Below are 20,980 nucleotides of genomic sequence, written 5' to 3'. Positions count from 1 at the left end.
TGCAAAGGTAGACAGAACCCACCTTTAGGGAACACAATCATGCGCAAAGGCGCCGCCCTCGCGCCGCACCCGAATGCACGGAGGACAGATGTCACAGTCGCGCAATGATTCCGCCAAGGTTGCGGGAGCAACCTATACGCGGGCAGGCCAGGGATACTTCGAGAAGAGGACGCTCAAGCGTTCCGCCGGCATCTGGGGACTGTGGGGCCTCGCGGTCGCCGCCGTCATCTCGGGCGACTTCTCGGGCTGGAACTTCGGCATCGACTTCGCCGGCTTCGGCGGGATGCTGATCGCCTTCGTGATCCTGGTCGCCATGTACTACGGCATGATCTTCTCGATCGGAGAGATGGCCGCCGCGATGCCGCACACCGGAGGCGCCTACTCGTTCGCCCGCTCGGCGATGGGGCCATGGGGCGGCCTGGTCACCGGCGCCGCGGAGACGATCGAGTACGTCGCCACGACCGCGGTGATCGTCTACTTCTCCGCGTCATACGCCGACGCGATCACCAGCGAGCTGCTGAACTTCTCGATGCCGACGTGGGTGTGGTGGATCATCCTGTACGCCGTGTTCATCCTGCTGAACTCCGCAGGTGCGGCGATCTCCTTCAAGTTCGCGATCGTCGTCTCGATCATCTCGATCGGCATCATCGTGGTGTTCTCGATCATGGCGCTGGTCTCCGGCGCCTTCCAGTGGGGCAACCTGTGGGACATCGTCCCCGACCCGGGTCAGACCGAGTTCCTGCCGCACGGCGTGCTTCCGATCCTGTTCGCCCTGCCGTTCGCGATGTGGTTCTTCCTCGGCATCGAGGAGCTCCCGCTCGCGGCGGAGGAGTCCCACGACCCGGTGCGCGACATCCCGAAGGCAGGCTTCTGGGCGCGCGGCACGCTGATCGTCACCGGTCTGCTGGTGCTGTTCCTGAACACCGGCGTCATCGGCGCCGAGGCGACCGGAGTGGCGGCCGAGCCCCTGCTCGACGGGTTCCGCGCGATCGTCGGCGACCAGCTCGCCGCCCTGCTCGCACTGTTCGCGCTCGTCGGCCTGCTCGCCTCGCTGCAGGGGATCATGTTCGCGTACGGGCGCAACATGTACTCCCTCTCGCGTGCCGGCTACTACCCGCGATTCCTCTCCCTCACAGGCAAGCGGCAGACGCCGTGGGTCGCGCTGACGGTCGGCGCGGTGATCGGCTTCATCGCTCTGGTCGTCCTGGACACAGTCGCCGCCCTGAACGAGGGCGCCGGCGCGGTGGCGGGCGCGATCGTCCTCAACATCGCCGTCTGGGGCGCGGTGCTGGCCTACCTGCTGCAGATGATCTCGTTCATCATCCTGCGCAGGAAGTTCCCGAACGCGAACCGCCCGTATGTCAGCCCGTGGGGCATCACCGGCGCGGTCATCGCCGCCGTGATCGCAGCCCTCATCTTCGTGGGCTTCCTGCTGAACCCGACCTTCGTCCCGGCGATCATCGCGATCTTCATCGTCTACGTGGTGATCCTGGTCGGATTCGCCCTGTTCTTCCGGCACCGCCTCGTGCTCTCGCCCGAGGAGGAGTACGCGCTCTCCGAGGGCAAGCACTGGAACCCGGAGGAAGAGGGCTACGACGCCATGGAGACGGAGGTCTTCGGCGAGGAGCAGCCGAAGACCTGACAAGCCCTCGCAGGGGCCGCGGGGTCGGAGTGGTCCGGGGGGATGCTCCGACCCCGCGCTGTCGCCTGAAACGGGATGCCGCGCTGCGGTCTCGCAGGGGAATTGACTCGGCCCCCTCGGGCCACCCCCTGCGCGGGGAGTGACTCGAGAGGGCCAAGTGCTCTCCGGGGGCTCAGTTCCTCGCTGGGGACGAGACGTTGCTGGGGACAACTATGAGCCGTCGAAACGGGAGCTGTTTCCAACGGTACGCGCGGCTTCCGCATCCGTCTGTCCCCTCTTCGGGGGACAGTTCCAGTGAGATCGCCGAGAGCGGGTGATCAGTACAGCAGGATCTGCGCCGACTGGGTCGACGCGATCCCGCCGATCTCGACGCTCAGGTGGTACGAGGCTCCCCCGCCGGGCGCGTTCTGGCGGTTGGAATCCGCGCACGTGCTGACCGATGACCGCGTCCGGTCCCACACCAGCGGTGCCGCGCTGGAGACGGACTGACCGGCGGCGAGCAGCACGACCATGTCGCTCGGCTCGGTCTGGCAGTCGGTGGAACGCCACCACACGTCAGTCCCGCTGACGATCGTGAACGCCTGGCCACTCGTGCCCACATTGAGGGTGCAGTCCGTGCCCCCGTTGTTCGTGAGCCGGATCGACAGCTGCGGATTCTGGCCGGCCTCGTAGGTGTCCTGGTCGGTGAGCGCTTCGACGGTGATGTCGCGCGCGACGCACGGCTTCGCTGTCGGCGTCGCATCGGGAGCAGGCGTCGACGTCGATGTCCGCGTAGGGGTCGGTGTCGGCGTCGCGGTGGGGGTCGCAGTGGGGGTCGGGGTCGGCGTGGTCGTGCCGGGCACCGGCAGGTCCGTCGCGGCCGCCTGGGTCGCGGTCGGCGTCGGATCGGCGCGATTCTCGGCAGCGCCCCTCCACGGCTGCGCGATCAGCAGCCACACCATCCCGGCGATGAGGACGAGCGCGAGCAGCAGCACGATCCGTCGGCGACGATAGACAGCCGGCGACGGCCGCTTGCGGGGAGGTTCGCCGCTCATGCACCCAGGCTAACTCCGGCTCCGCTCCGCTCCCCGCCCCCCTCGCCGTTCCCCCGCGAGACTTCACTCCGGCACGGTCGGAGGCGCCCGGAGCCGTGCATGTCTGAAGTCTCGCGAGCGGGTCAGCGGGGGCGGAGTCCGTCGAGTGCGACGGTCAGGACATCCGAAGCGAGCTCGGCCGCGCCTTCGGGGCCTGTCGGGCGGTACCACTCGACGATCGAGTTGACCATTCCGAACAGCAGCCGCGTCGCCACGGAGGCGTCGACGTCCGACCGCACGGTGCCCTCCCGCTGCGCGGCCCGCACCATGCCGGTGATCCCATGGTCGAACGCGCGCCTGCGCTCCAGGGCCTGCCGCTCGACGTCGCTGTTCCCCCGCACGCGCAGCAGCAGCGTCACGTACGGAAGCCTGTCGATCAGCACGCCGACGGCGCCGCGCAGCACGTAGCCGAGACGCTCGCCCGCACCCCCCTCCCGCGCGCCCTGTTCGAGCAGCACGCCCTCGAGGCCTCCGAGTGCTTCGTCGAGCGCGAGCCGCAGCAGATGCTCCTTGGATTCGAAGTGGTGGTACAGCGCCGACTTCGAAAGCCCCAGGCGTGTCGCCAGCGAAGCCACCGAGGTTGCGTCGTAGCCGTGCTCGTTGAAGACGTCGACGGCCATCTCGAGGAACTGCCGCTGGTCGTAGCCGGGCCGCCCGCGGCGCGCCGCCGCGTCGGGCACGGCGGGTCGTTCGGAGGTGGCGGGCGGTTCGAGCACGCCACCAGTCTGGCATCGGCGATGCCCCGAGAGGCGCTTTTCCTGAACGATCGGTAAGGTATTGGTCGTACACGACCGTGCCCGCGGACGATCCAGGTCCTCGGCGCGGAGCGATCACGCGCGAAGGGGCCGGTTATGACGCAGACGCTGCTCATCGACCGCTCCGCCGACCGCGTGGTCGCGACCCTGAATCGGCCCGAGAAGCGCAATGCGATCGATCAGCAGATGATCGACGCGCTGCACGCTCTGTGCGCAGAGCTCGAGGCCGAGCCGCGCACGCTCATCCTCACCGGGTCGGACGGCGTATTCGCATCGGGCGCCGACATCGCGCAGCTGCGCGTGCGCCGCGCATCAGACGCCCGTCAGGGCATCAACGCCACGGCGTTCATCCGCGTGAACGAGCTGCCGATGCCGGTGATCGCCGCGATCGACGGCTACGCGCTCGGCGGCGGGGCGGAGCTCGCGTTCGCCGCCGACCTCCGCATCGGAACACCGCGGATGAAGATCGGCAACCCCGAGACCGGCCTCGGCATCATGGCCGCGGCCGGCGCCACCTGGCGCCTGCGGGACATCGTCGGCGAGGCGCGAGCGAGCGAGCTCCTGCTGACCGGCCGCATCCTCGACGGCGACGAGGCCCTCGCGTGGGGGATCGTCTCGTCGCTGCACGCCGCCGATGCACTGCTGGATGCCGCGCACGCCATGGCCGACCGCATCGCCGCGAACGATCCGCTCGCCACTCAGCACACCAAGCGCGCGCTCCGCGCTGCCCGCAGCGAACACCCCGCGATCGAGCTCGACCTGCAGGCCGAGCTGTTCGAGAGCCCGGAGAAGGAGCGCCGGATGACCGAGTTCCTCGAGAAGCGAGCCCGGCGATGACCGGCGGCGCGGCGCCGGCTCGCGTCGGCGTGCTCGGAGGCGGCCGGATGGGCGCGGGCATCGCGCACGCGTTCGTGCTCGCCGGCTCCGACGTCGTCGTCGTCGAGCGCGATGCCGGGTCTGCGGATGCCGCGGCCGCGCGCATCCGCGAGAGCCTCGAGCACTCCGTCGACCGAGGCACCACGCAGCGCTCGCTCACCGAGCTCACCGCCGCGTTCACCACCGGCACCGAAACCGCCGCGTTCTCCGACTGCGCCCTGGTGATCGAGGCCGTCCCGGAGGATCGCGGACTCAAGGCCGATGCGCTCACCCGGGCCGAGGGAGCGCTGCCCTCGGCATCCGCGCTCGCCTCCAACACCTCATCGATCTCGATCGACGACCTCGCCGGCGACCTCGCCAGGCCCGCGCGCTTCCTGGGGCTGCACTTCTTCAACCCCGTGCCCGCATCGGCGCTCGTCGAGATCGTCGTCGGTGCCGCAACCGACCAGGCGCTCGTGGACGAGGCCCGCGGCTGGGTGGACGCGATCGGCAAGACGCCGATCGTCGTGCACGACTCCCCCGGTTTCGCCTCGAGCCGGCTCGGCGTCGCGCTCGGGCTGGAGGCGATCCGCGTGCTCGAGGAGGGCGTCGCGAGCGCGGCGGACATCGATGCGGCGATGACGCTCGGGTACCGGCATCCCGTCGGTCCGCTGCGCACGACCGACATCGTGGGCCTGGACGTGCGCCTCGGCATCGCGGAGGAGCTGCAGAGCGCGCTCGGCCCGCGGTTCGAACCGCCCGCCCTGCTGCGCCGAATGGTGGCCGAGGGCAAGCTCGGCCGCAAGAGCGGCGAGGGCTTCTACCGTTGGCCGACCGAACGATCGGAGAACCGATGACCGACATCCTGCCCAGCTACGTCCAGGGCGCCTGGTGGACGCCCGCCGACACCTCCGATGCCGCCGAGGTGCGCGACGCATCGACCGGTGAGCTCGTCACGCTCGTGAGCACCAAGGGTCTCGACCTCGGTGCGGCGCTGGAGTACGCCCGCACCGTCGGGCAGGCGAGCATCGGTGCACTCACGTTCCACGAACGTGCCGTGCTCCTGAAGAAGTTCGCACTCGCCCTGACCGAGCGCAAGGAGGAGCTGTACGCGGTCTCGGCGCGCACCGGTGCGACGAAGGCCGACTCCTGGGTCGACATCGACGGCGGCATCGGCGTGCTCTTCTCGTACTCGGGCAAGGCGCGGCGCGAGATGCCCAACGCCCGTGTCTACGTCGACGGCCCCGTCGAGCCCCTGTCCAAGGACGGCTCATTCCTCGGCCGGCATATCTACACGCGTCTGCCCGGTGTCGCGGTGCAGATCAACGCCTTCAACTTCCCGGTGTGGGGGTCGCTCGAGAAGTTCGCGCCCGCGTTCCTGGCCGGGATGCCGTCGCTGATCAAGCCCGCGACCCCCACGGGGTACCTCGCCGAGGCGTTCGTGCGCATCCTCGTGGAGTCGGGACTTCTGCCCGAAGGCTCGCTCCAGCTGGTCAGCGGCAGCGTGCCGACGCTGTTCGAGGATCTGCGACTGGGCGACATCGTGGGCTTCACCGGCAGCGCCTCCACCGCCGAGCGGCTGCGCGCCCACGACAGCGTGCAGACGGGAGGCGTGCGCTTCACGAGTGAGACCGACTCGATCAACGCCTCGATCCTCGGCCCGGACGCCGTCGCCGGCACGCCGGAGTTCGACGCGTACGTGCGCCAGCTCGTGACGGAGATGACCTCCAAGGCGGGTCAGAAATGCACCGCGATCCGGCGCGCGATCGCACCGGCAGCCTCGGTGGACGCACTGATCGATGCGGTTCGCAGCAGGATCGCCGAGCGCGTCGTGGTCGGCGACCCGCGCGCCGAGGGTGTCACGATGGGCCCCCTCGCATCGACGGCGCAGCGCGACGATGTGCTCGCCCAGGTCGCCAAGCTGACGGCGGCCGGCGGCGAAGTGGTCGTCGGGTCGACCGCGGCGCCCGAGGTCACCCGCGCCGACGGATCGGTGGGCACGTCGCCCGACGGCGCGTTCCTCACGCCCCTGATGCTCCGATTCGCCGACACGGGGACTGAGGCCGTGCACGAGATCGAAGCCTTCGGTCCGGTCACCTCGGTGCTGTCGTACGACACGCTCACCGAAGCGGGAGACCTCGTCGCACGCGGTGGCGGCTCGCTCGTCACGAGCATCGCGACCCACGATCCGGCCGTGGCTCTCGAGCTGATGGGCCGCATCTCCGCCTTCAACGGCCGCGTGCTGCTGCTGGACCGCGACGACGCGCGCTCTTCCACCGGTCACGGCTCGCCACTGCCGAACCTCGTGCACGGCGGTCCCGGCCGGGCCGGCGGCGGTGAGGAGCTCGGCGGCATCCGCGCCGTCCTGCACCACATGCAGCGCACCGCGGTGCAGGGCTCGCCCGAGATGCTCACCGCGTTGACCGGTGTCTGGCACACCGGCGCGGCGGCGAACTCGGAGGGGCGGCATCCGTTCCGCAAGTCCCTCGCCGAACTGCGCATCGGCGATCAGGTCGTGTCGGCATCGCGCGAGGTCACGCTCGCCGACATCGAGACCTTCGCCCAGTTCACCGGAGACACGTTCTACGCCCACATGGACGAGGACGCCGCCGCAGCCAACCCGTTCTTCCCGGGTCGCGTCGCGCACGGCTACCTGCTCGTCTCCTGGGCCGCAGGGCTGTTCGTCGACCCCGATCCCGGGCCCGTGCTCGCCAACTACGGGCTCGAGAACCTGCGGTTCGTCACGCCCGTCTCGCCCGGTGACACGATCCGCGTCGAGCTCACCGCGAAGCAGATCACCCCGCGCGAGACCGACGAGTACGGCGAAGTCCGCTGGGATGCCGTCATCCGCAACCAGAACGACGAGATCGTCGCGCAGTACGACGTGCTCACCCTCGTCGCGAAGGAGCTCGCGGCCGTCTAGCGCTCGGGGAGCATGCGGTCGGTCGTGAGCGACCGGCCGCGCATCTCCGCCACGACCTCGCCGGTCTCATCCGTCACCGTCACGTCGTAGAGCCCGGTGCGGCCGCTGCGCGCACGGCGCACGGCGGTCGCGGTGAGGGTCTGGCCCGTGACCGTGGACTTCAGGAACGTCACGTCGGCGCCCTGGGCGACCGTGATGCGGTCGTCCTCGTTGCAGGCGATCGCGAAGGCCGTATCGGCGAGCGCGAACACGAGCCCACCGTGGGTGATGTGGAAGCCGTTGGTCATGTCGTCGCGCACGACCATGTGCACGACGGCGTGGCCGGGTTCGTCGAGGTCGACGACCATCCCGAGTGCCGCCGAGGCGAGGTCTCGCTCCATCATCGCTTTCGTGGGTCGCTCCATGTCTGCAATAATAACTAAACGATCGTTCTGTAAAGACCAGGAGTCGAAGATGACCACCGCAGACCTCACGGCCGTCGAGCCCGAGCTCTCCGACGAGGAGTGGCGCTTCAACGAGCTCATCGCCGCCGACTCGCGCGTCGAACCGCGCGACTGGATGCCGGACGCCTACCGCAGGACCCTGATCCGGCAGATCTCCCAGCACGGGCACTCCGAGATCATCGGCATGCAGCCCGAGGGCAACTGGATCACGCGGGCGCCCAGCCTCAAGCGCAAGGCGATCCTGATGGCGAAGGTGCAGGACGAAGCGGGCCACGGCCTCTACCTGTACTCGGCCGCGCAGACCCTCGGGATCACGCGCGACGAGATGACCCAGCAGCTCATCGACGGCAAGGCGAAGTACTCGTCGATCTTCAACTACCCCACCCCGACGTGGGCCGACATGGGCGCGATCGGCTGGCTCGTGGACGGCGCCGCGATCTGCAACCAGGTGCCGCTGTGCCGTGCGTCCTACGGGCCCTATGGCCGCGCGATGGTGCGGATCTGCAAGGAGGAGTCCTTCCACCAGCGGCAGGGCTTCGAGATCCTGCTGACGCTCATGCAGGGCTCGCCCGCCCAGCGCGAGATGGCGCAGGATGCCGTGAACCGGTGGTACTGGCCGAGCCTGATGATGTTCGGCCCGCCCGACGAGCAGTCGCCGAATTCGGCGCAGTCGACGGCATGGAAGATCAAGCGCTTCTCGAACGACGAGCTGCGTCAGCGCTTCGTCGGGATGTTGGTGCCCCAGGCCGAAGCGCTCGGGATCACGCTGCCCGACGAGAACCTCCGGTGGAATGACGAGACCCAGCAGTACGACATGAGCGAGATCGACTGGACCGAGTTCTTCGAAGTGCTCGCCGGCCGCGGACCCATGAACGGCGAGCGCCTGCGCGCCCGCCGAGAGGCCCACGAGAACGGCGCCTGGGTGCGCGAGGCTGCCGCCGAGTATGCCCGGAAGCAGGCCGTTTCGTCTCGCTCCGCTCGCTCAACGACCGAGAGTGGAGTGGCGTGATGGCGACTCCTGGCGCATCCCCGGCCGAGCAGTGGCCGCTCTGGGAGGTCTTCGTCCGCGCGAACCGCGGCCTGAGCCACGTGCACGCCGGGTCGCTGCACGCGCCCGACGCCGAGATGGCCGTCCGCAACGCGCGCGACCTCTACACCCGCCGCGGAGAGGGGACCTCGATCTGGGTCGTCCCCGCCGATGCGATCACGACGAGCGACCCCGACGCGAAGGGCGCCTTCTTCGAGAGCCCGGCGGGCAAGAACTACCGCCATGCGGTGTACTACAAGGCCTCCGAGGGGGTGCCGCACCTGTGAGCGACACCGACGACATCCACGGCTCGGTCACCGTCGACGAGCTCTCCCTCGCGGCCGAGCTCACCGGCGAGTCCGACGCGATCGCCTCGCCCGACGTCGCGGAGTACGCGCTGTGGCTGGGCGATGACGCCCTGATCCTCTCGCAGCAGCTCGGGTGGTGGATCGCCCGCGCGCCGGAGCTCGAGGAAGACGTCGCGCTCGGCAACATCGCGCTCGACCTGCTCGGCCACGCACGCTCGCTCCTGCGGTATGCCGGTACCGCGTCGGGTCGGACCGAGGACGAGCTCGCGTACTTCCGCGACGAGTCCGACTTCCGCTGCGCCTGGATCGTGGAGCAGCCCAACGGCGACTTCGCCCAGACGATCGCGCGGCAGCTCGTCGCCGCGACCTACATGTACGAGCTCTATTCGGCGCTGCGGCACTCGACGGATGAGACGCTCGCCGCCATCGCCGACAAGTCGCTCAAGGAAGTCGACTACCACCGCGATCACGCCATTCAGTGGGTGCTGCGGCTCGCGGGCGGCACCGAGGAGTCGCGTGCGCGGATGATCCGCGCGCTCGGGAACATCTGGCCGTACGTCGACGAGCTGTTCCGCGACGAGCCGCTGATCGATCGCCTCGAGGGCATCGCGGCTCGCCCCTCCGCACTGCGAGAAGGGTTCGATGCGGTGATCGCGGTCGTCTTCGCGGAGGCGGAGCTCGACGAGCCGAAGGGTTTCATCTCCTCGGCTGGCGGCCGACACGGAAGTCATTTCTCCACGCTCGGCTACGTCCTCGCCGAGATGCAGGTGCTCGCGCGGCAGCATCCGGGGGCCACCTGGTGAGCACGCAGACTGTCGTCCACTCCCGCGAACACGCCTGGCGCGTCGCGGCATCCGTCACCGACCCCGAGGTTCCGGTGCTCACGATCGAGGATCTCGGCGTGCTGCGCGACGTGAAGGTCGACGGCGATCGCGCGGTCGTCACGATCACGCCGACCTACAGCGGCTGCCCCGCGGTCGAGGCGATGCGCGACGACGTCATCCTGGCCCTCACGGCGGCCGGCTACGACACCGTCGAGGTGCGCACGACCCTCTCGCCCGCCTGGACGACCGACTGGATGACGGTTGCCGGGAACCGCAAGCTCACCGAGTACGGCATCGCGCCGCCGAGCGGCCGGGCGTCGGTCGCCCAAGGACCGATCCGCCTGCGGATGGCAGTGAAGTGCCCCCGCTGCGGGTCGCTCGACACCCGTGAGGTCGCGCATTTCGGCTCGACGTCGTGCAAGGCGCTCTATGAATGCCGTGCATGCCTGGAGCCGTTCGACCACTTCAAGGTGCTGTGAGCGGGATGGCGACGACGACACGGCGCCGCGCACGCTTCCACGAGCTCGAGATCGCCGAAGTGCGGCCGCTCACGGCCGAGAGCATCGAGGTGACCTTCGCGGTCCCCCCCGAGCTGCACGGCGAATACGACTACCTCCCCGGCCAGTACGTCGCGCTGCGCGCGCACGTGGACGGCCACGAAGTGCGCCGAAGCTACTCGATCTGTCGCCCGCCGACCCCCGGCAGCATCAGCGTCGGGATCAAGCGTGACCTCGGCGGGCTGTTCTCGGTGTGGGCGCACGAGAACCTGAAGCCGGGCGACCGCATCGACGTCATGAGCCCCGAGGGCACCTTCACCTCGAATCTGCCCGACCTGGACGGCGCGCACCTGGCCGGCATCGCGGCGGGCTCCGGGGTCACGCCGATGATGGCGCTCGCGGCATCCGTGCTCGCCTCCTCGCCGACGGCCCAGTTCACGCTCGTCTACACGAACCGCGCGACGCAGGACGTCATGTTCCTGGAGGACCTCGCCGATCTCAAGGACCGCTACCCGGCCCGCCTTGCGCTGCATCACGTGCTCTCCCGCGAGCAGCGCACGGCGCCCCTGCTGTCCGGCCGCATCGACGCCGAGAAGCTCGACGCGATCCTCGACCGGCTGGTTCCTCCGGCCACCGTCACCGAGTGGTTCCTGTGCGGCCCGTTCGAGCTGGTCACGCTGTGCCGCGAGACGCTCGAGCGCCACGGCGTGCCGTCCGAGGCCATCCGCTTCGAGCTGTTCACGACCGACGCCGACGGCCCGCGCGTCGACCGCGGCCGTCCCGTCGAGATCCGCGCGGGCGACGAGACCTGCACCGTCGAGTTCACGCTCGACGGCATGTCGTCCACCGTGGAGTCGCCGGTCGCGGCGAACGAGCCGATTCTGGATGCCGCGCTCCGCGTTCGCGGCGACGTGCCGTTCGCCTGCGCGGGAGGGGTCTGCGGCACCTGCCGCGCCCGCGTCGTGGAGGGCGCCGTCCGCATGACGCAGAACTTCGCGCTCGAACCGGATGAGCTCGAGCGCGGCTACGTGCTCACCTGCCAATCGCACCCGACGACCGAACGGGTCGTCGTGGACTACGACGTCTAGGAGCCGCCGTGATCGACCTGACCATCGCAGATGACGTCGCGCACGTCGTGCTCAACGCCCCGGCCAAGCTCAACGCCCTCGACGAGCAGGCGCTGGCAGAGCTCGGCGCAGCCTACGACGCGGCAGAAGCAGCCGACGTGCGCGCGCTCGTGCTCCGCGGTGAGGGGCGGGCCTTCTGCGCAGGGCGCGACATCTCGGGGGTGGATCCGCGCGACGACGACGTGATCGGCTACCTCGGCGGTCTCGTGACACCGCTGCTGCGCCGGATGGCGGCCTTTCCGGCACCGACCTTCGCGGCCGCCCAGGGCGCCTGCCTCGGTGTCGGCCTCGGGCTGCTCATCGCGACCGATGTCGTCTACGTCGCCGACACCGCGAAGATCGGCTCGCCCTTCGCTGCGCTCGGCGCGACACTCGACTCCGGCGGGCATGCCCTCTTCTACGAACGGCTCGGCGCGCACAAGACGCTCGACCTGATCTACACGGGACGACTGATGAGCGGCACCGAGGCCGTGCAGTCCGGCCTGTTCTCGCAGGTGCTCCCCGCCGACGAGGTGCTCGGCGCGACCACGGCCGCGGCGGCGAAGGCGGCGTCGGGAGCCACCGCGGCGTTCCTCGCGAGCAAGGAGCTCATCGGTCGCATCCGCGACGAGCGGCTGGCCCTCTGGGACTCCGTCGAGATCGAGAACGCCGCTCAGGCGGCGCTCTGCGACACCGGTGACTATCGCGAGGGTTTCGCAGCGTTCCAGGAGAAGCGACCGCCCGTCTTCACGGGGCGCTGAGCCGCGGCATCCGCTACAGGCGCTTGAGCATCCGCGTGTTGCCGAGTGTGTTCGGCTTCACATGCGCGAGATCCAGGAACTCGGCGATGCCCTCGTCGGGGCTGCGGATGAGCTGGGAGTACACGTCGGGATCGACGACCTGCTCGCCGATCGTGGTGAACCCCCGGCGCGTGAAGAACTCGACCTCGAACGTGAGGCAGAACAGCCGGCTCAGCCCGAGCGCCTTCGCGTTCTTCTCGAGCGCACCCACGATCTTGCGGCCGACACCGCGGTGCAGCCACTCGTCGGCCACGATCAGCGTGCGAACCTCGCCGAGGTCCTCCCACATGACGTGGAGCGCGCCGCAGCCGATGAGCGTGCCGGACGCGTCTTCGGCCACGACGAACTGCTGCACGGCCTCGTACAGGACGACGAGGTCCTTCCCGAGGAGGATGCGCCGCTGGACGTAGGGCTCCAGCAGGTCGCGGATGCCGCGGATGTCCGCCGCCCGCGCCGCCCGCACCGTGTAGTCGCTCACAAGCTCCAGCCTACGAGCCGAGCGGGCCGCAGAACGACGGAGAGCGGATGCCGTGGCATCCGCTCTCCGTATGGTTCGGGCTCGATCGGGCCTTACTCCCCGCTGGCGACCGCCAGGTCGGGCGTCGAGGTGATCTCGCCGGCCGAGGCGATCCCGACCGCGACCTTCTCGCCGCGGGGGCCGTTCTCGAACACGAACTCGCCGTCGACCGCGTCGACCGTGATGTGGTCGCCGGCGTTCAGCTCGCCGTGCAGGATGCGCTCCGACAGCCGGTCCTCGACCTCATGCTGCATCGCGCGACGCAGCGGCCGCGCGCCGAGCGCCGGGTCGAATCCGATCTCGATCAGGCGCTCCTTGGCGGGCAGCGTGAGGGTGATCGTCATGTCGCGGTCGAGCAGCCGCTCGCCGAGGCGCTTGGTGAACAGATCCACGATCTGCACCAGCTCCTCCTTGGACAGCTGCGGGAACACGATGATGTCATCGACGCGGTTGAGGAACTCGGGCTTGAAGTGGCGCTTGAGCTCTTCCTTCACCTTGCCCTGCATGCGGTCGTACGAGGTCGCGGTGTCGCCCTCGACCTGGAACCCGACCGGACCGCCCGCGATGTCGCGCGCGCCGAGGTTGGTGGTCATGATGATGACCGTGTTCTTGAAGTCGATCATGCGGCCCTGACCGTCGGTCAGACGACCCTCCTCGAGGATCTGCAGGAGCGAGTTGAAGATGTCGGGGTGCGCCTTCTCGATCTCGTCGAACAGCACCACGCTGAACGGCTTGCGGCGCACCTTCTCGGTGAGCTGGCCGCCCTCTTCGAAGCCGACGAAGCCCGGAGGGGCACCGAACAGCCGCGAGACGGTGTGCTTCTCGCCGAACTCCGACATGTCGAGCGAGATGAGCGCGGCCTCGTCGTCGAAGAGGAACTCGGCGAGCGCCTTGGCCAGCTCGGTCTTTCCGACGCCGGTCGGACCGGCGAAGATGAACGAGCCGTTCGGGCGCTTGGGGTCCTTGAGGCCCGCGCGCTGCCGGCGGATCGTCTTGGCGAGCGCGGAGATCGCCTCCTCCTGGCCGATGACCCGCTCGTGCAGGGCCTTCTCCATGAAGACGAGGCGGCTGGACTCCTCCTCGGTCAGCTTGAACACCGGGATGCCGGTGGCCTGCGCCAGAACCTCGGCGATCAGGCCCTCGTCGACCACGGCGTGGGTCGCGACGTCGCCGCTCTTCCACTGCTTCTCCAGGCGCAGGCGCTCGGCGAGGAGGGACTTCTCCTCGTCGCGCAGCGATGCGGCCTTCTCGAAGTCCTGGTCCTCCGACGCCTGCTCCTTCTGCTGGCGCACGTTCGCGATCTTCTCGTCGAATTCGCGCAGCTCGGGCGGGCTGGAGAGGATCGACAGGCGCAGGCGGGCGCCGGCCTCGTCGATCAGGTCGATCGCCTTGTCGGGCAGGAACCGGTCGCTGACGTACCGGTCGGCGAGGTTGGCCGCCGCGACGATCGCGCCGTCGGTGATCTGCACCTTGTGGTGCGCCTCGTAGCGGTCGCGCAGCCCCTTCAGGATGTTGATCGCGTGGGGCAGGCTCGGCTCGGCGACCTGGATCGGCTGGAAGCGGCGCTCGAGGGCCGCATCCTTCTCGAAGTGCTTGCGGTACTCGTCGAGCGTGGTGGCACCGATCGTCTGCAGCTCGCCGCGGGCGAGGAGCGGCTTGAGGATCGATGCCGCGTCGATCGCGCCCTCGGCGGCACCCGCACCCACCAGGGTGTGGATCTCGTCGATGAAGACGATGATGTCGCCGCGCGTGCGGATCTCCTTGGTGACCTTCTTGAGGCGCTCCTCGAAGTCACCGCGGTAGCGGGAACCGGCGATGAGCGAGCCGAGGTCGAGCGAGTAGACCTGCTTGTCCTTGAGCGTCTCGGGCACGTCGTTCTTCACGATCGCCTGCGCGAGACCCTCCACGACGGCGGTCTTGCCGACGCCGGGCTCGCCGATCAGGACGGGGTTGTTCTTCGAGCGGCGCGACAGGATCTGCATCACGCGCTCGATCTCCTTCTCGCGACCGATGACCGGATCGAGCTTGTTCTCGCGCGCAGCCTGCGTGAGGTTGCGGCCGAACTGGTCGAGCACCGCCGAGCCGCCCTGGGCGGCCTGGGTGTTGTCGTGCGCGGCGCCGCTGACGGCGGCCGGCTCCTTGCCCTGGTAGCCGGAGAGCAGCTGGATGACCTGCTGGCGCACCTTGTTCAGGTCGGCGCCGAGCTTGACGAGCACCTGGGCGGCGACGCCCTCGCCCTCGCGGATCAGTCCGAGCAGGATGTGCTCGGTGCCGATGTAGTTGTGGCCGAGCTGCAGCGCTTCGCGCAGCGACAGTTCGAGCACCTTCTTGGCGCGCGGAGTGAAGGGGATGTGCCCGGTCGGCTGCTGCTGGCCCTGGCCGATGATGTCCTGCACCTGCTCGCGCACGGCGTCGAGCGAGATGCCCAGCGACTCGAGCGCCTTTGCGGCGACACCTTCACCCTCGTGGATGAGGCCGAGCAGGATGTGCTCCGTGCCGATGTAGTTGTGATTGAGCATCTTCGCCTCTTCTTGGGCGAGCACAACCACCCGACGGGCGCGATCCGTGAATCTCTCGAACATCATCCATTCCTCCGGCCTCGGGGCCATGTGGCGCACTTCCGCGCGCTTACATCGAGGGTAACGAGGGCAGGATGCCGATACGGCGCTGTTCGCCATGGGCGTGATGCCCTGCGGACCTCGCTTCCTACGCGGTGCGCGCCCTGCGGAGCCGGTGGCGCCAGTCGCGCGCTCCACGAACGCTCGCTTCGCGGACCCGTCGCACTCCGGCCCGCGCGCGGGTTCGGCGGCTCCAGCTCCACCCGCGCTCGGCGGCGAAGTCGACGACCTCTCGAGACAGCGGCGACTCCGACGCCAGCAGTTCGACGATGTAGTCCTCCCGCCGCGCGAGATACGGCTCGAGCTCGAAGGGCTGCGGGCAGAACTCCTCCAGGTGCCCGGCGATCTCGAGCGTGAGCATCGTGCGCATGCACTTCCAGCAGTGGGAGCAGTTGACGGTCCTGGTCGGGTCGGTGTCGATGCACACATCGAGGAAGCGGGCCTCGGGCCGACCCACCAGCGCCAGTGTCTTCGCGACGCGTGATGATCCCGCGCCGGCGGAGGCGAGGATGAGCCCAGGGGTCGACAGCAGGGGCAGCGTGATCGGGTCGAGCGCGGAGATGTCACCGCTGCGCAGGACGCCGACGTGCGCGTACTGGAATCCGGCCGCATAGTGCAGTCGGCCGATGCCGCCGCTGAGGAAGTGGGCGACGGAGGCGTTGCGGAACGTGACGGACTGCATGAAGCCGATCCGCGGGTAGTGCGCCTCGAGGTTGCTGTCGACCATTACGAGCGGGAGGCCGACATCGGACGCGACCCGGCGGACGCCCTCGCAGCGCCGCTGCCAGAGGGCGCGCCCGCCCGACCCGTGCGCGCCGACGTTGTTGTTGAGCAGGTGCGTGATTCGCAGCGCTTCGGGCACGTCGGCTGCGAGCGTGTACTCGGTGAGCACTGCGAACGAATCGACCCCGCCCGAGAACCCTGCTGCGACGCCGCTCGGCGCCGGGCGGGCCGGCTCTGCCGCATCCGCCGACACCCGGACACGGCGACAGCCGGCATCGATCCATCTCACGAGAGCCTGCGCATCGTCGTTCAACTGGTGCAGCAGGACATCGGTGACGATGCCGCCGACATGCAGGTCACGGCCCGACCGCATCGCGGGCATCAGCAGCGCCACGGCGACATGGTCGGCGCGGTCGCCCACCAGCACGCCGTGCTCGGCATCCACTTCGAACCACAGATCGTCTCCGTCGACGACGGACGTCGTGCTCCGGACCGCGGTGGGCGTCCGCTCGAGAGCGGGCGGCAGCGTCACCAGTGATCGCATACCCACATCCTGCCCGTACAGGCAGCGGCGCACACCGGGGTGCGTGACGCGTGGCGAAGGCCGACGTCGTCGGCCCGCGGTCAGATCAGTTCGAGCCGTAGATCGGGATGCGCACGTTGTCGAACTCGGGGCTGCCTGCCAGGACGAGCGAGACGTCGCTGTCCTCTTCGAGGCCGTCCACGACTGCGACGCTCGCGCGGGGACCCATGTCCATCGTGCAGACCTGGTCCGCCGCGGGGGTCTCGAATGTGACGGTGACCTCGGCGGGGCCGGATGCCGAGACCTCGGAGATGACCGGGACGCAGGAGGATGATCCCCACGTGAGCAGCACGAACTGACCGTCGGTCTCGGTCCATCCGGCGCTCGGCAGGTAGTCCGTCATCCCGCCGCCGACGAGGCCCTCGACGCCTTCGAGCTCAGCGCTGCCCGAGTAGCCGTCTCCGGAGACGGTGATCGCGAGGTCTTCGGACGGATCCACGCCCTCGGGAACCTCGACGAGCGTCACGCGGGGCACCATGTCGCGGGTGCACGCGGTGTCTGCATCCGGCTCGACGAGCGTGACAGCGAGCGAGCCGTCCGCCTGAAGGGTCGCGTCGTCGGCGGCGGGGATGCACGTGGAGCTGCCCACGGTGACGAGTCCGATGATGCGGCCGTCGTCCAGCCATGCCGCGTCGATCTCGACCTCGGCGCCCTCGCTCGCGCTCGGGCTGGACGAGGGGGCGCTGGCGGCGGGAGTCGCGCAGCCGGCGAGCGCACCTCCCGCCAGCAGGAGAGCGACGGGGAGGGCGAGCAGGCGACGAGGCAGGGTCATGTGCCGATCCTCGCGTATCGCGGCTGAGGTTAGCCCGGGAAATCGGTCACGGGGAGGTCACAGCAGACGGCCGTACGCGCGGGCTCCCCGTGGCGATCCGAGCGGGAGTCCTGGTCGGCGCACCTCTACCATTGACCCGTGACGTCGCTGAAGACGAACGAGGCAGGTTCGGCCTCCCGCACGACGTTCGCGCTGATGCCCGCGCTCACGATCGGCCTGCCGGCGATCCTCGCGCTGCTGCTCGGCGTCAGCAGGAGCCTCACCGTCCCCCTCTGGCGCGACGAGTACGCGACGTCGATGCACGCCGCCCTCGCGCCCTCGGACCTCGTGCGGTCCCTCGCGGGTGGCGACGCGGTTCAGGGCGCGTACTATCTGCTGATCCGTCTCCTGTCATCCGTCGTCGGGGTGGAGATCGGGATGCGGATTCCCTCCCTGCTGGCGTTCGCCGTCACCGCCGCGACCGTCTCCGCCATCGCGCTGCGGTGGTGGGGCATCCGGTCGGGGTTGGCGGCCGGCATCTTCTTCGCACTCAACGGTGCCGCGATCACCGCGGGCGCCACGGCACGGCCCTATGCGCTGACGCTGATGTTCCTGGCCCTCGCGGTCTTCGCCGCCGATCGCGCGGACCGCGGCCGTCGATGGAACTGGATCGGCTACTGCGCAGCTGCCGTCCTCGCCGTGGCGATGCACGTGATCAGCATCGTCGCGCTGCTGTGCATCGGCGTGCTCGCCCTCGGGCGCCACCGCGGATGGCTCCTCCGCTGGGTGTCGTGGACTGCACCGGCGCTCGCGGTCGGGGTCGCACTGGCCCTCATCGGCGACAGCCAGCAGAGCCAGATCGCATGGCTCCCAGCGCCCGGCCTCCGCTCCGGCATCTCGGGGCTCGCTCAGGCCGCTGGGGTCTCGGTGTACCGCGCGGTCGTCTGGGACGGGCTCGGTCTGATCGTCCTGGCCGCGGCGGCTGCGGCGGCGATGCTCGTGACCGCGGGCTCGGCCGGCCGATCCGCGAGAGCGGGGGGCGTTCGCCCCGTGCTGTTCGCCGCCGCCCTCGCCTTCGCAGCACCTGTGGCCTTGTTCGCGCTGTCCTGGATCGTGATGCCCGCCTACACCGCGCGGTATCTGTCCTGGGCGTCGCTGGGTGCGGCGCTGATCGTCGGGGCCGCCGTCTTCGCGGCGACCGCTCGCGACCGCATCCCGTCCGTCGTCGCGGGAGCGTGCGCGGCGATCCTCCTCGCCGGCGCCGCCTGGATCGCGGCGCTGCAGCTCGCGCAGCCGCCGGGGGTCTACGACGACGTCCCCGCGCTCGTCGGCGACCTCGACCAGTCGGCACGGCCGGGGGATGCGCTCGCGGTCATCCAGCGGAATCCGCACTCCGGCGTCGCGTATGCGCTCGCCCGGACGGCCAAGGACGACGCATGGGCCGCGGACATCGTCGACCGGCTCCCGGCGTCAGCCCAGCCGACCGTCGAACTCCGCTCCGTAGCGGGCACCGAGCCGATCGAACTGGAGGAGTCGCCGGGGGCGGTGCCGGCAGAGGGGGCCACGGTGTGGATCGTCAGCCTCGACGCCCCTTCCGACGCGGAGCTCGCGGCGATCGGCGACGGCCTCGGGTGCACGACCGACGCGGCGGACGCGGACCCCGAGTTCTTCGGAGGCATGCGGCTCTACGAGGTGCCCTGCGGCTGACGCCCGTCGAGCACCGCGCGATAGAACTCGGCGTGGGCGCGCATCACCTCATCGTCCGTGAGCAGACCGGGGGTGGCGCGCGCAGCGAGAGCGAGCTTCGTCCGGAGCGCCGCGTCGCCTCCGAGACGCTGCAGGGCCACGGTCAGCGCATCCGGGTCCCGCGGCGTCACGCGGATGCCGTTCCGTTCGTCCTCGACCCACTCGGTCGGGCCGCCCTCGTCGGCGACGATCGTGGCAACGCCCGCGGCGAGATACTGCAGCACGTTCTGACCCAGCGGCTCGGGTCGGAGCGACGCCTGGACGGCGATGTCCCACTGCCCGAGCACCGCCGGCACATCCTCGACGTGGCCGAGGAGATCGACGCGCTCCTCCACGCGGAGTTCTGCGGCGCGAATGCGGAGGTCGTCCATGAACTGCGCATGACCGAAGGGCGCGCTCCCGGCGAGCACCAGTCGCTCGTCGCCCCCGGGGAACGCCTCGGCGAACGCCTCGAGCAGCAGCATCTGCCCTTTCCACGGGTCGATGCGGGCCAGCATCCCGATCCGCAGGGGACCCGGCTCACGTCCGCCGGGAGGCGCTCCGAAAGTCAGGCCCGATGCGCTCGGGATGACGGCGGTGATCGCGTCGGCGCGCAGAAACGGCCGCGCCGATTCGAGCGTCGCGCGCGAGTTGGCCACCACGCCGTCGGCACGCGGGAGTGCAAGCCGCGCCATCGTCTCGAAGCCGAACCGGCCGAGGGCGTCGGCCCGGACCAGATCGCGGAGGTGGATCACGAACGGCACCCGCGAGGTCACCGCCGCGAGCGCACCGTAAGCGGCTGAGCGCGCCGTGTTGGCGTCGACCACGTCGGCCGTGCGGAAGGCCGGGTCGAATCGCGTGGCCGCGGCCTGCAGGGCGAGGCGGAGGCCGCCGCCGACGATCGTGCGCGCACCGCCCGCGCTCACACCGGAGGGCTGAGTGACACCACCCGCCCGGACCGGTACGGTCGCGGGAAGTCGCCCGTATGCGCCCTCTCGACCACTCGGCGGAACGAGAAGGATCGGCTGCCAGGACGGTCGCGCGGAGAGCATGCGCACGAGGGCGAGCTCAGCGCCGCCGGGGGCTGAGGTGTGGTCCAGATGCAGCACCCGCAGCGAGCCGGCGCCCGGTCGCCGGCCGCGTCGCCTCAAGGTCGCTCCGCATCGGTGAAGCGAGCCGTCAGTGCGGCCGGATCCTGAGCCGCGGCGATGTACGCGTCGAGATCGGGGCGGGGCATCCCCAGCAGCAGGGCGGCGAGGTGTGCGAGCGGCACGACCTCCTCGCCGGCCATCTGAAGGTAGGCGTCGTCGCCCAGACCCTGCGGGTCGATCACATCGTCGGTCGCCGGATCGACGTGGTCACCGCGGCGGTTCGCCATCGCGGCCACCGTCTCGACCAGGTCGCGAACGACCAGGGGGCGATGGTCGGCGACGATACCGGCGGCGATGCGCCCGGCCTCGCGCATCGTGAAGGTGACCCGCAGCGCGCTCGGAACCCGCGAGAGCACTTCGTCGCGATGGCGCCTGCTGGCGACGAGCACGAGGCTCGACGAGGCGATCAGCTCGTCGTCGATCTGGCGGGCGGCGTGGTTCGATCCGTCGGCGCCGAGCGCTTCGGCCATGGCGCGCACGCGGCGACCCATCGGCGATCCGACCGGGGCCGCGAGTCCCGCGCTGCGGACGTCCACGTGCGACGACAGCTCGGCCGGCAGGTACCAGCCCGCCCAGGTCTCGAGCAGGCTCGCTGCGAGCGGTGAGCGATGGATGTTGCCGGTGCACACGGTGAGGATCGAGAATTCGGCCACCATGCT

At 69.9% G+C, this 20,980-nt stretch carries 20 protein-coding genes; 11 read left to right on the top strand and 9 right to left on the bottom strand.

The features are described from left to right. The first annotated feature begins 88 nt into the window (after positions 1-88). The gene (locus BM349_RS02630) at positions 89-1,642 is read left to right on the top strand and encodes an amino acid permease (protein ID WP_091702363.1); all 1,554 of its coding nucleotides are present in this window, start codon (positions 89-91) and stop codon (positions 1,640-1,642) included. 317 nt (positions 1,643-1,959) lie between these two features. Here the strand turns inward: BM349_RS02630 and BM349_RS18690 are convergent, their stop codons facing one another. Continuing rightward, positions 1,960-2,676 carry a hypothetical protein gene (locus BM349_RS18690; RefSeq protein ID WP_175525166.1) on the bottom strand — a complete coding sequence of 239 codons (717 nt, stop codon included), beginning with the start codon at positions 2,674-2,676 and terminating at the stop codon, positions 1,960-1,962. Positions 2,677-2,798: 122 nt separating this feature from the next. Next, on the bottom strand, positions 2,799-3,431 hold the full coding sequence (locus tag BM349_RS02615; protein ID WP_254773691.1) for a TetR/AcrR family transcriptional regulator: 633 nt from the start codon (positions 3,429-3,431) through the stop codon (positions 2,799-2,801). Between the two features lie 135 nt (positions 3,432-3,566). Here BM349_RS02615 and BM349_RS02610 point away from each other — a divergent pair, with 135 nt between their 5' ends. From BM349_RS02610 to paaZ, 3 genes are read left to right on the top strand one after another with little or no spacing between them, the layout of a single operon-like run. Next, a complete protein-coding gene (locus tag BM349_RS02610; protein ID WP_091702350.1) occupies positions 3,567-4,307 on the top strand; it encodes an enoyl-CoA hydratase/isomerase family protein in 741 nt (246 codons plus the stop codon). Continuing rightward, complete coding sequence (locus BM349_RS02605) at positions 4,304-5,182, top strand: 3-hydroxyacyl-CoA dehydrogenase family protein (RefSeq protein WP_091702347.1); 879 nt, start codon at positions 4,304-4,306, stop codon at positions 5,180-5,182. The genes BM349_RS02610 and BM349_RS02605 overlap by 4 nt, the downstream gene beginning before the upstream one ends. Beyond that, positions 5,179-7,248, top strand: coding sequence for a phenylacetic acid degradation bifunctional protein PaaZ (paaZ, locus tag BM349_RS02600; RefSeq protein ID WP_091702344.1), 2,070 nt, complete (start codon positions 5,179-5,181; stop codon positions 7,246-7,248). Before BM349_RS02605 ends, paaZ begins: the two co-directional genes overlap by 4 nt. On the opposite strand, the gene paaI is transcribed toward paaZ, so the two are convergent. Next, the gene (gene paaI / locus BM349_RS02595; protein WP_091702339.1) at positions 7,245-7,652 is read right to left on the bottom strand and encodes a hydroxyphenylacetyl-CoA thioesterase PaaI; all 408 of its coding nucleotides are present in this window, start codon (positions 7,650-7,652) and stop codon (positions 7,245-7,247) included. The genes paaZ and paaI overlap by 4 nt on opposite strands. Positions 7,653-7,701: 49 nt before the next feature. On the opposite strand from paaI, the gene paaA reads away from it, so the two are divergent. From paaA to BM349_RS02565, 6 genes are read left to right on the top strand one after another with little or no spacing between them, the layout of a single operon-like run. Beyond that, the gene (gene paaA / locus BM349_RS02590) at positions 7,702-8,700 is read left to right on the top strand and encodes a 1,2-phenylacetyl-CoA epoxidase subunit PaaA (protein WP_091702334.1); all 999 of its coding nucleotides are present in this window, start codon (positions 7,702-7,704) and stop codon (positions 8,698-8,700) included. After that, the gene (gene paaB, locus BM349_RS02585) at positions 8,700-9,005 is read left to right on the top strand and encodes a 1,2-phenylacetyl-CoA epoxidase subunit PaaB (protein ID WP_091702330.1); all 306 of its coding nucleotides are present in this window, start codon (positions 8,700-8,702) and stop codon (positions 9,003-9,005) included. Before paaA ends, paaB begins: the two co-directional genes overlap by 1 nt. After that, complete coding sequence (paaC, locus tag BM349_RS02580) at positions 9,002-9,829, top strand: 1,2-phenylacetyl-CoA epoxidase subunit PaaC (RefSeq protein ID WP_091702326.1); 828 nt, start codon at positions 9,002-9,004, stop codon at positions 9,827-9,829. Before paaB ends, paaC begins: the two co-directional genes overlap by 4 nt. Next, a complete protein-coding gene (gene paaD, locus BM349_RS02575) occupies positions 9,826-10,329 on the top strand; it encodes a 1,2-phenylacetyl-CoA epoxidase subunit PaaD (protein WP_091702323.1) in 504 nt (167 codons plus the stop codon). The genes paaC and paaD overlap by 4 nt, the downstream gene beginning before the upstream one ends. A gap of 5 nt (positions 10,330-10,334) precedes the next feature. Further along, positions 10,335-11,435, top strand: a complete 1,101-nt coding sequence (paaE, locus tag BM349_RS02570) for a 1,2-phenylacetyl-CoA epoxidase subunit PaaE (RefSeq protein ID WP_254773690.1) — start codon at positions 10,335-10,337, stop codon at positions 11,433-11,435. 8 nt (positions 11,436-11,443) lie between these two features. After that, entirely contained in the window at positions 11,444-12,214 is a 771-nt protein-coding gene (locus tag BM349_RS02565) for an enoyl-CoA hydratase/isomerase family protein (RefSeq protein WP_091702316.1), read from the top strand. A 13-nt stretch (positions 12,215-12,227) separates the two neighbouring features. Here the strand turns inward: BM349_RS02565 and BM349_RS02560 are convergent, their stop codons facing one another. From BM349_RS02560 to BM349_RS02545, 4 genes are all read right to left on the bottom strand, one after another. Continuing rightward, entirely contained in the window at positions 12,228-12,731 is a 504-nt protein-coding gene (locus tag BM349_RS02560; protein WP_091702312.1) for an amino-acid N-acetyltransferase, read from the bottom strand. A gap of 92 nt (positions 12,732-12,823) precedes the next feature. Then, positions 12,824-15,352, bottom strand: a complete 2,529-nt coding sequence (locus BM349_RS02555) for an ATP-dependent Clp protease ATP-binding subunit (RefSeq protein ID WP_091704778.1) — start codon at positions 15,350-15,352, stop codon at positions 12,824-12,826. Between the two features lie 124 nt (positions 15,353-15,476). Beyond that, positions 15,477-16,655: a hypothetical protein gene (locus tag BM349_RS02550; protein ID WP_091702307.1), complete on the bottom strand. Its 1,179-nt coding sequence runs from the start codon at positions 16,653-16,655 to the stop codon at positions 15,477-15,479. Between the two features lie 85 nt (positions 16,656-16,740). Then, positions 16,741-17,466 carry a hypothetical protein gene (locus BM349_RS02545; protein WP_091702303.1) on the bottom strand — a complete coding sequence of 242 codons (726 nt, stop codon included), beginning with the start codon at positions 17,464-17,466 and terminating at the stop codon, positions 16,741-16,743. Positions 17,467-17,604: 138 nt separating this feature from the next. Here BM349_RS02545 and BM349_RS02540 point away from each other — a divergent pair, with 138 nt between their 5' ends. Continuing rightward, positions 17,605-19,152 carry a hypothetical protein gene (locus BM349_RS02540; RefSeq protein ID WP_091702299.1) on the top strand — a complete coding sequence of 516 codons (1,548 nt, stop codon included), beginning with the start codon at positions 17,605-17,607 and terminating at the stop codon, positions 19,150-19,152. Here BM349_RS02540 and BM349_RS02535 read toward each other — a convergent pair. Together BM349_RS02535 and BM349_RS02530 are read right to left on the bottom strand one after the other, a co-directional pair. Beyond that, positions 19,131-20,321, bottom strand: coding sequence for a glycosyltransferase (locus BM349_RS02535; protein ID WP_139230864.1), 1,191 nt, complete (start codon positions 20,319-20,321; stop codon positions 19,131-19,133). The two genes, BM349_RS02540 and BM349_RS02535, sit on opposite strands and share 22 nt — an antisense overlap. Then, complete coding sequence (locus BM349_RS02530) at positions 20,318-20,977, bottom strand: arsenate reductase/protein-tyrosine-phosphatase family protein (RefSeq protein WP_175525165.1); 660 nt, start codon at positions 20,975-20,977, stop codon at positions 20,318-20,320. Before BM349_RS02530 ends, BM349_RS02535 begins: the two co-directional genes overlap by 4 nt. Positions 20,978-20,980: the final 3 nt, after the last annotated feature.

Origin of the sequence: Microbacterium sp. cf046 (assembly GCF_900114345.1) — a bacterium.
Taxonomy (GTDB): Bacteria; Actinomycetota; Actinomycetes; order Actinomycetales; family Microbacteriaceae; genus Microbacterium.
Note: the sequence above shows the minus strand (reverse complement) of the source record. Positions and strands in the feature narration are given on the sequence as shown.

Excerpts from the sequence above, each read along its gene's own strand:
- BM349_RS02630 (WP_091702363.1), top strand. The coding sequence starts at position 89 with ATGTCACAGTCGCGCAATGATTCCGCCAAGGTTGCGGGAGCAACCTAT.
- BM349_RS18690 (WP_175525166.1), bottom strand. The coding sequence starts at position 2,676 with ATGAGCGGCGAACCTCCCCGCAAGCGGCCGTCGCCGGCTGTCTATCGT.
- BM349_RS02610 (WP_091702350.1), top strand. The coding sequence starts at position 3,567 with ATGACGCAGACGCTGCTCATCGACCGCTCCGCCGACCGCGTGGTCGCG.
- BM349_RS02605 (WP_091702347.1), top strand. The coding sequence starts at position 4,304 with ATGACCGGCGGCGCGGCGCCGGCTCGCGTCGGCGTGCTCGGAGGCGGC.
- paaZ (WP_091702344.1), top strand. The coding sequence starts at position 5,179 with ATGACCGACATCCTGCCCAGCTACGTCCAGGGCGCCTGGTGGACGCCC.
- paaI (WP_091702339.1), bottom strand. The coding sequence starts at position 7,652 with ATGGAGCGACCCACGAAAGCGATGATGGAGCGAGACCTCGCCTCGGCG.
- paaA (WP_091702334.1), top strand. The coding sequence starts at position 7,702 with ATGACCACCGCAGACCTCACGGCCGTCGAGCCCGAGCTCTCCGACGAG.
- paaB (WP_091702330.1), top strand. The coding sequence starts at position 8,700 with ATGGCGACTCCTGGCGCATCCCCGGCCGAGCAGTGGCCGCTCTGGGAG.
- paaE (WP_254773690.1), top strand. The coding sequence starts at position 10,335 with ATGGCGACGACGACACGGCGCCGCGCACGCTTCCACGAGCTCGAGATC.
- BM349_RS02555 (WP_091704778.1), bottom strand. The coding sequence starts at position 15,352 with ATGTTCGAGAGATTCACGGATCGCGCCCGTCGGGTGGTTGTGCTCGCC.
- BM349_RS02550 (WP_091702307.1), bottom strand. The coding sequence starts at position 16,655 with ATGCGATCACTGGTGACGCTGCCGCCCGCTCTCGAGCGGACGCCCACC.
- BM349_RS02545 (WP_091702303.1), bottom strand. The coding sequence starts at position 17,466 with ATGACCCTGCCTCGTCGCCTGCTCGCCCTCCCCGTCGCTCTCCTGCTG.
- BM349_RS02530 (WP_175525165.1), bottom strand. The coding sequence starts at position 20,977 with ATGGTGGCCGAATTCTCGATCCTCACCGTGTGCACCGGCAACATCCAT.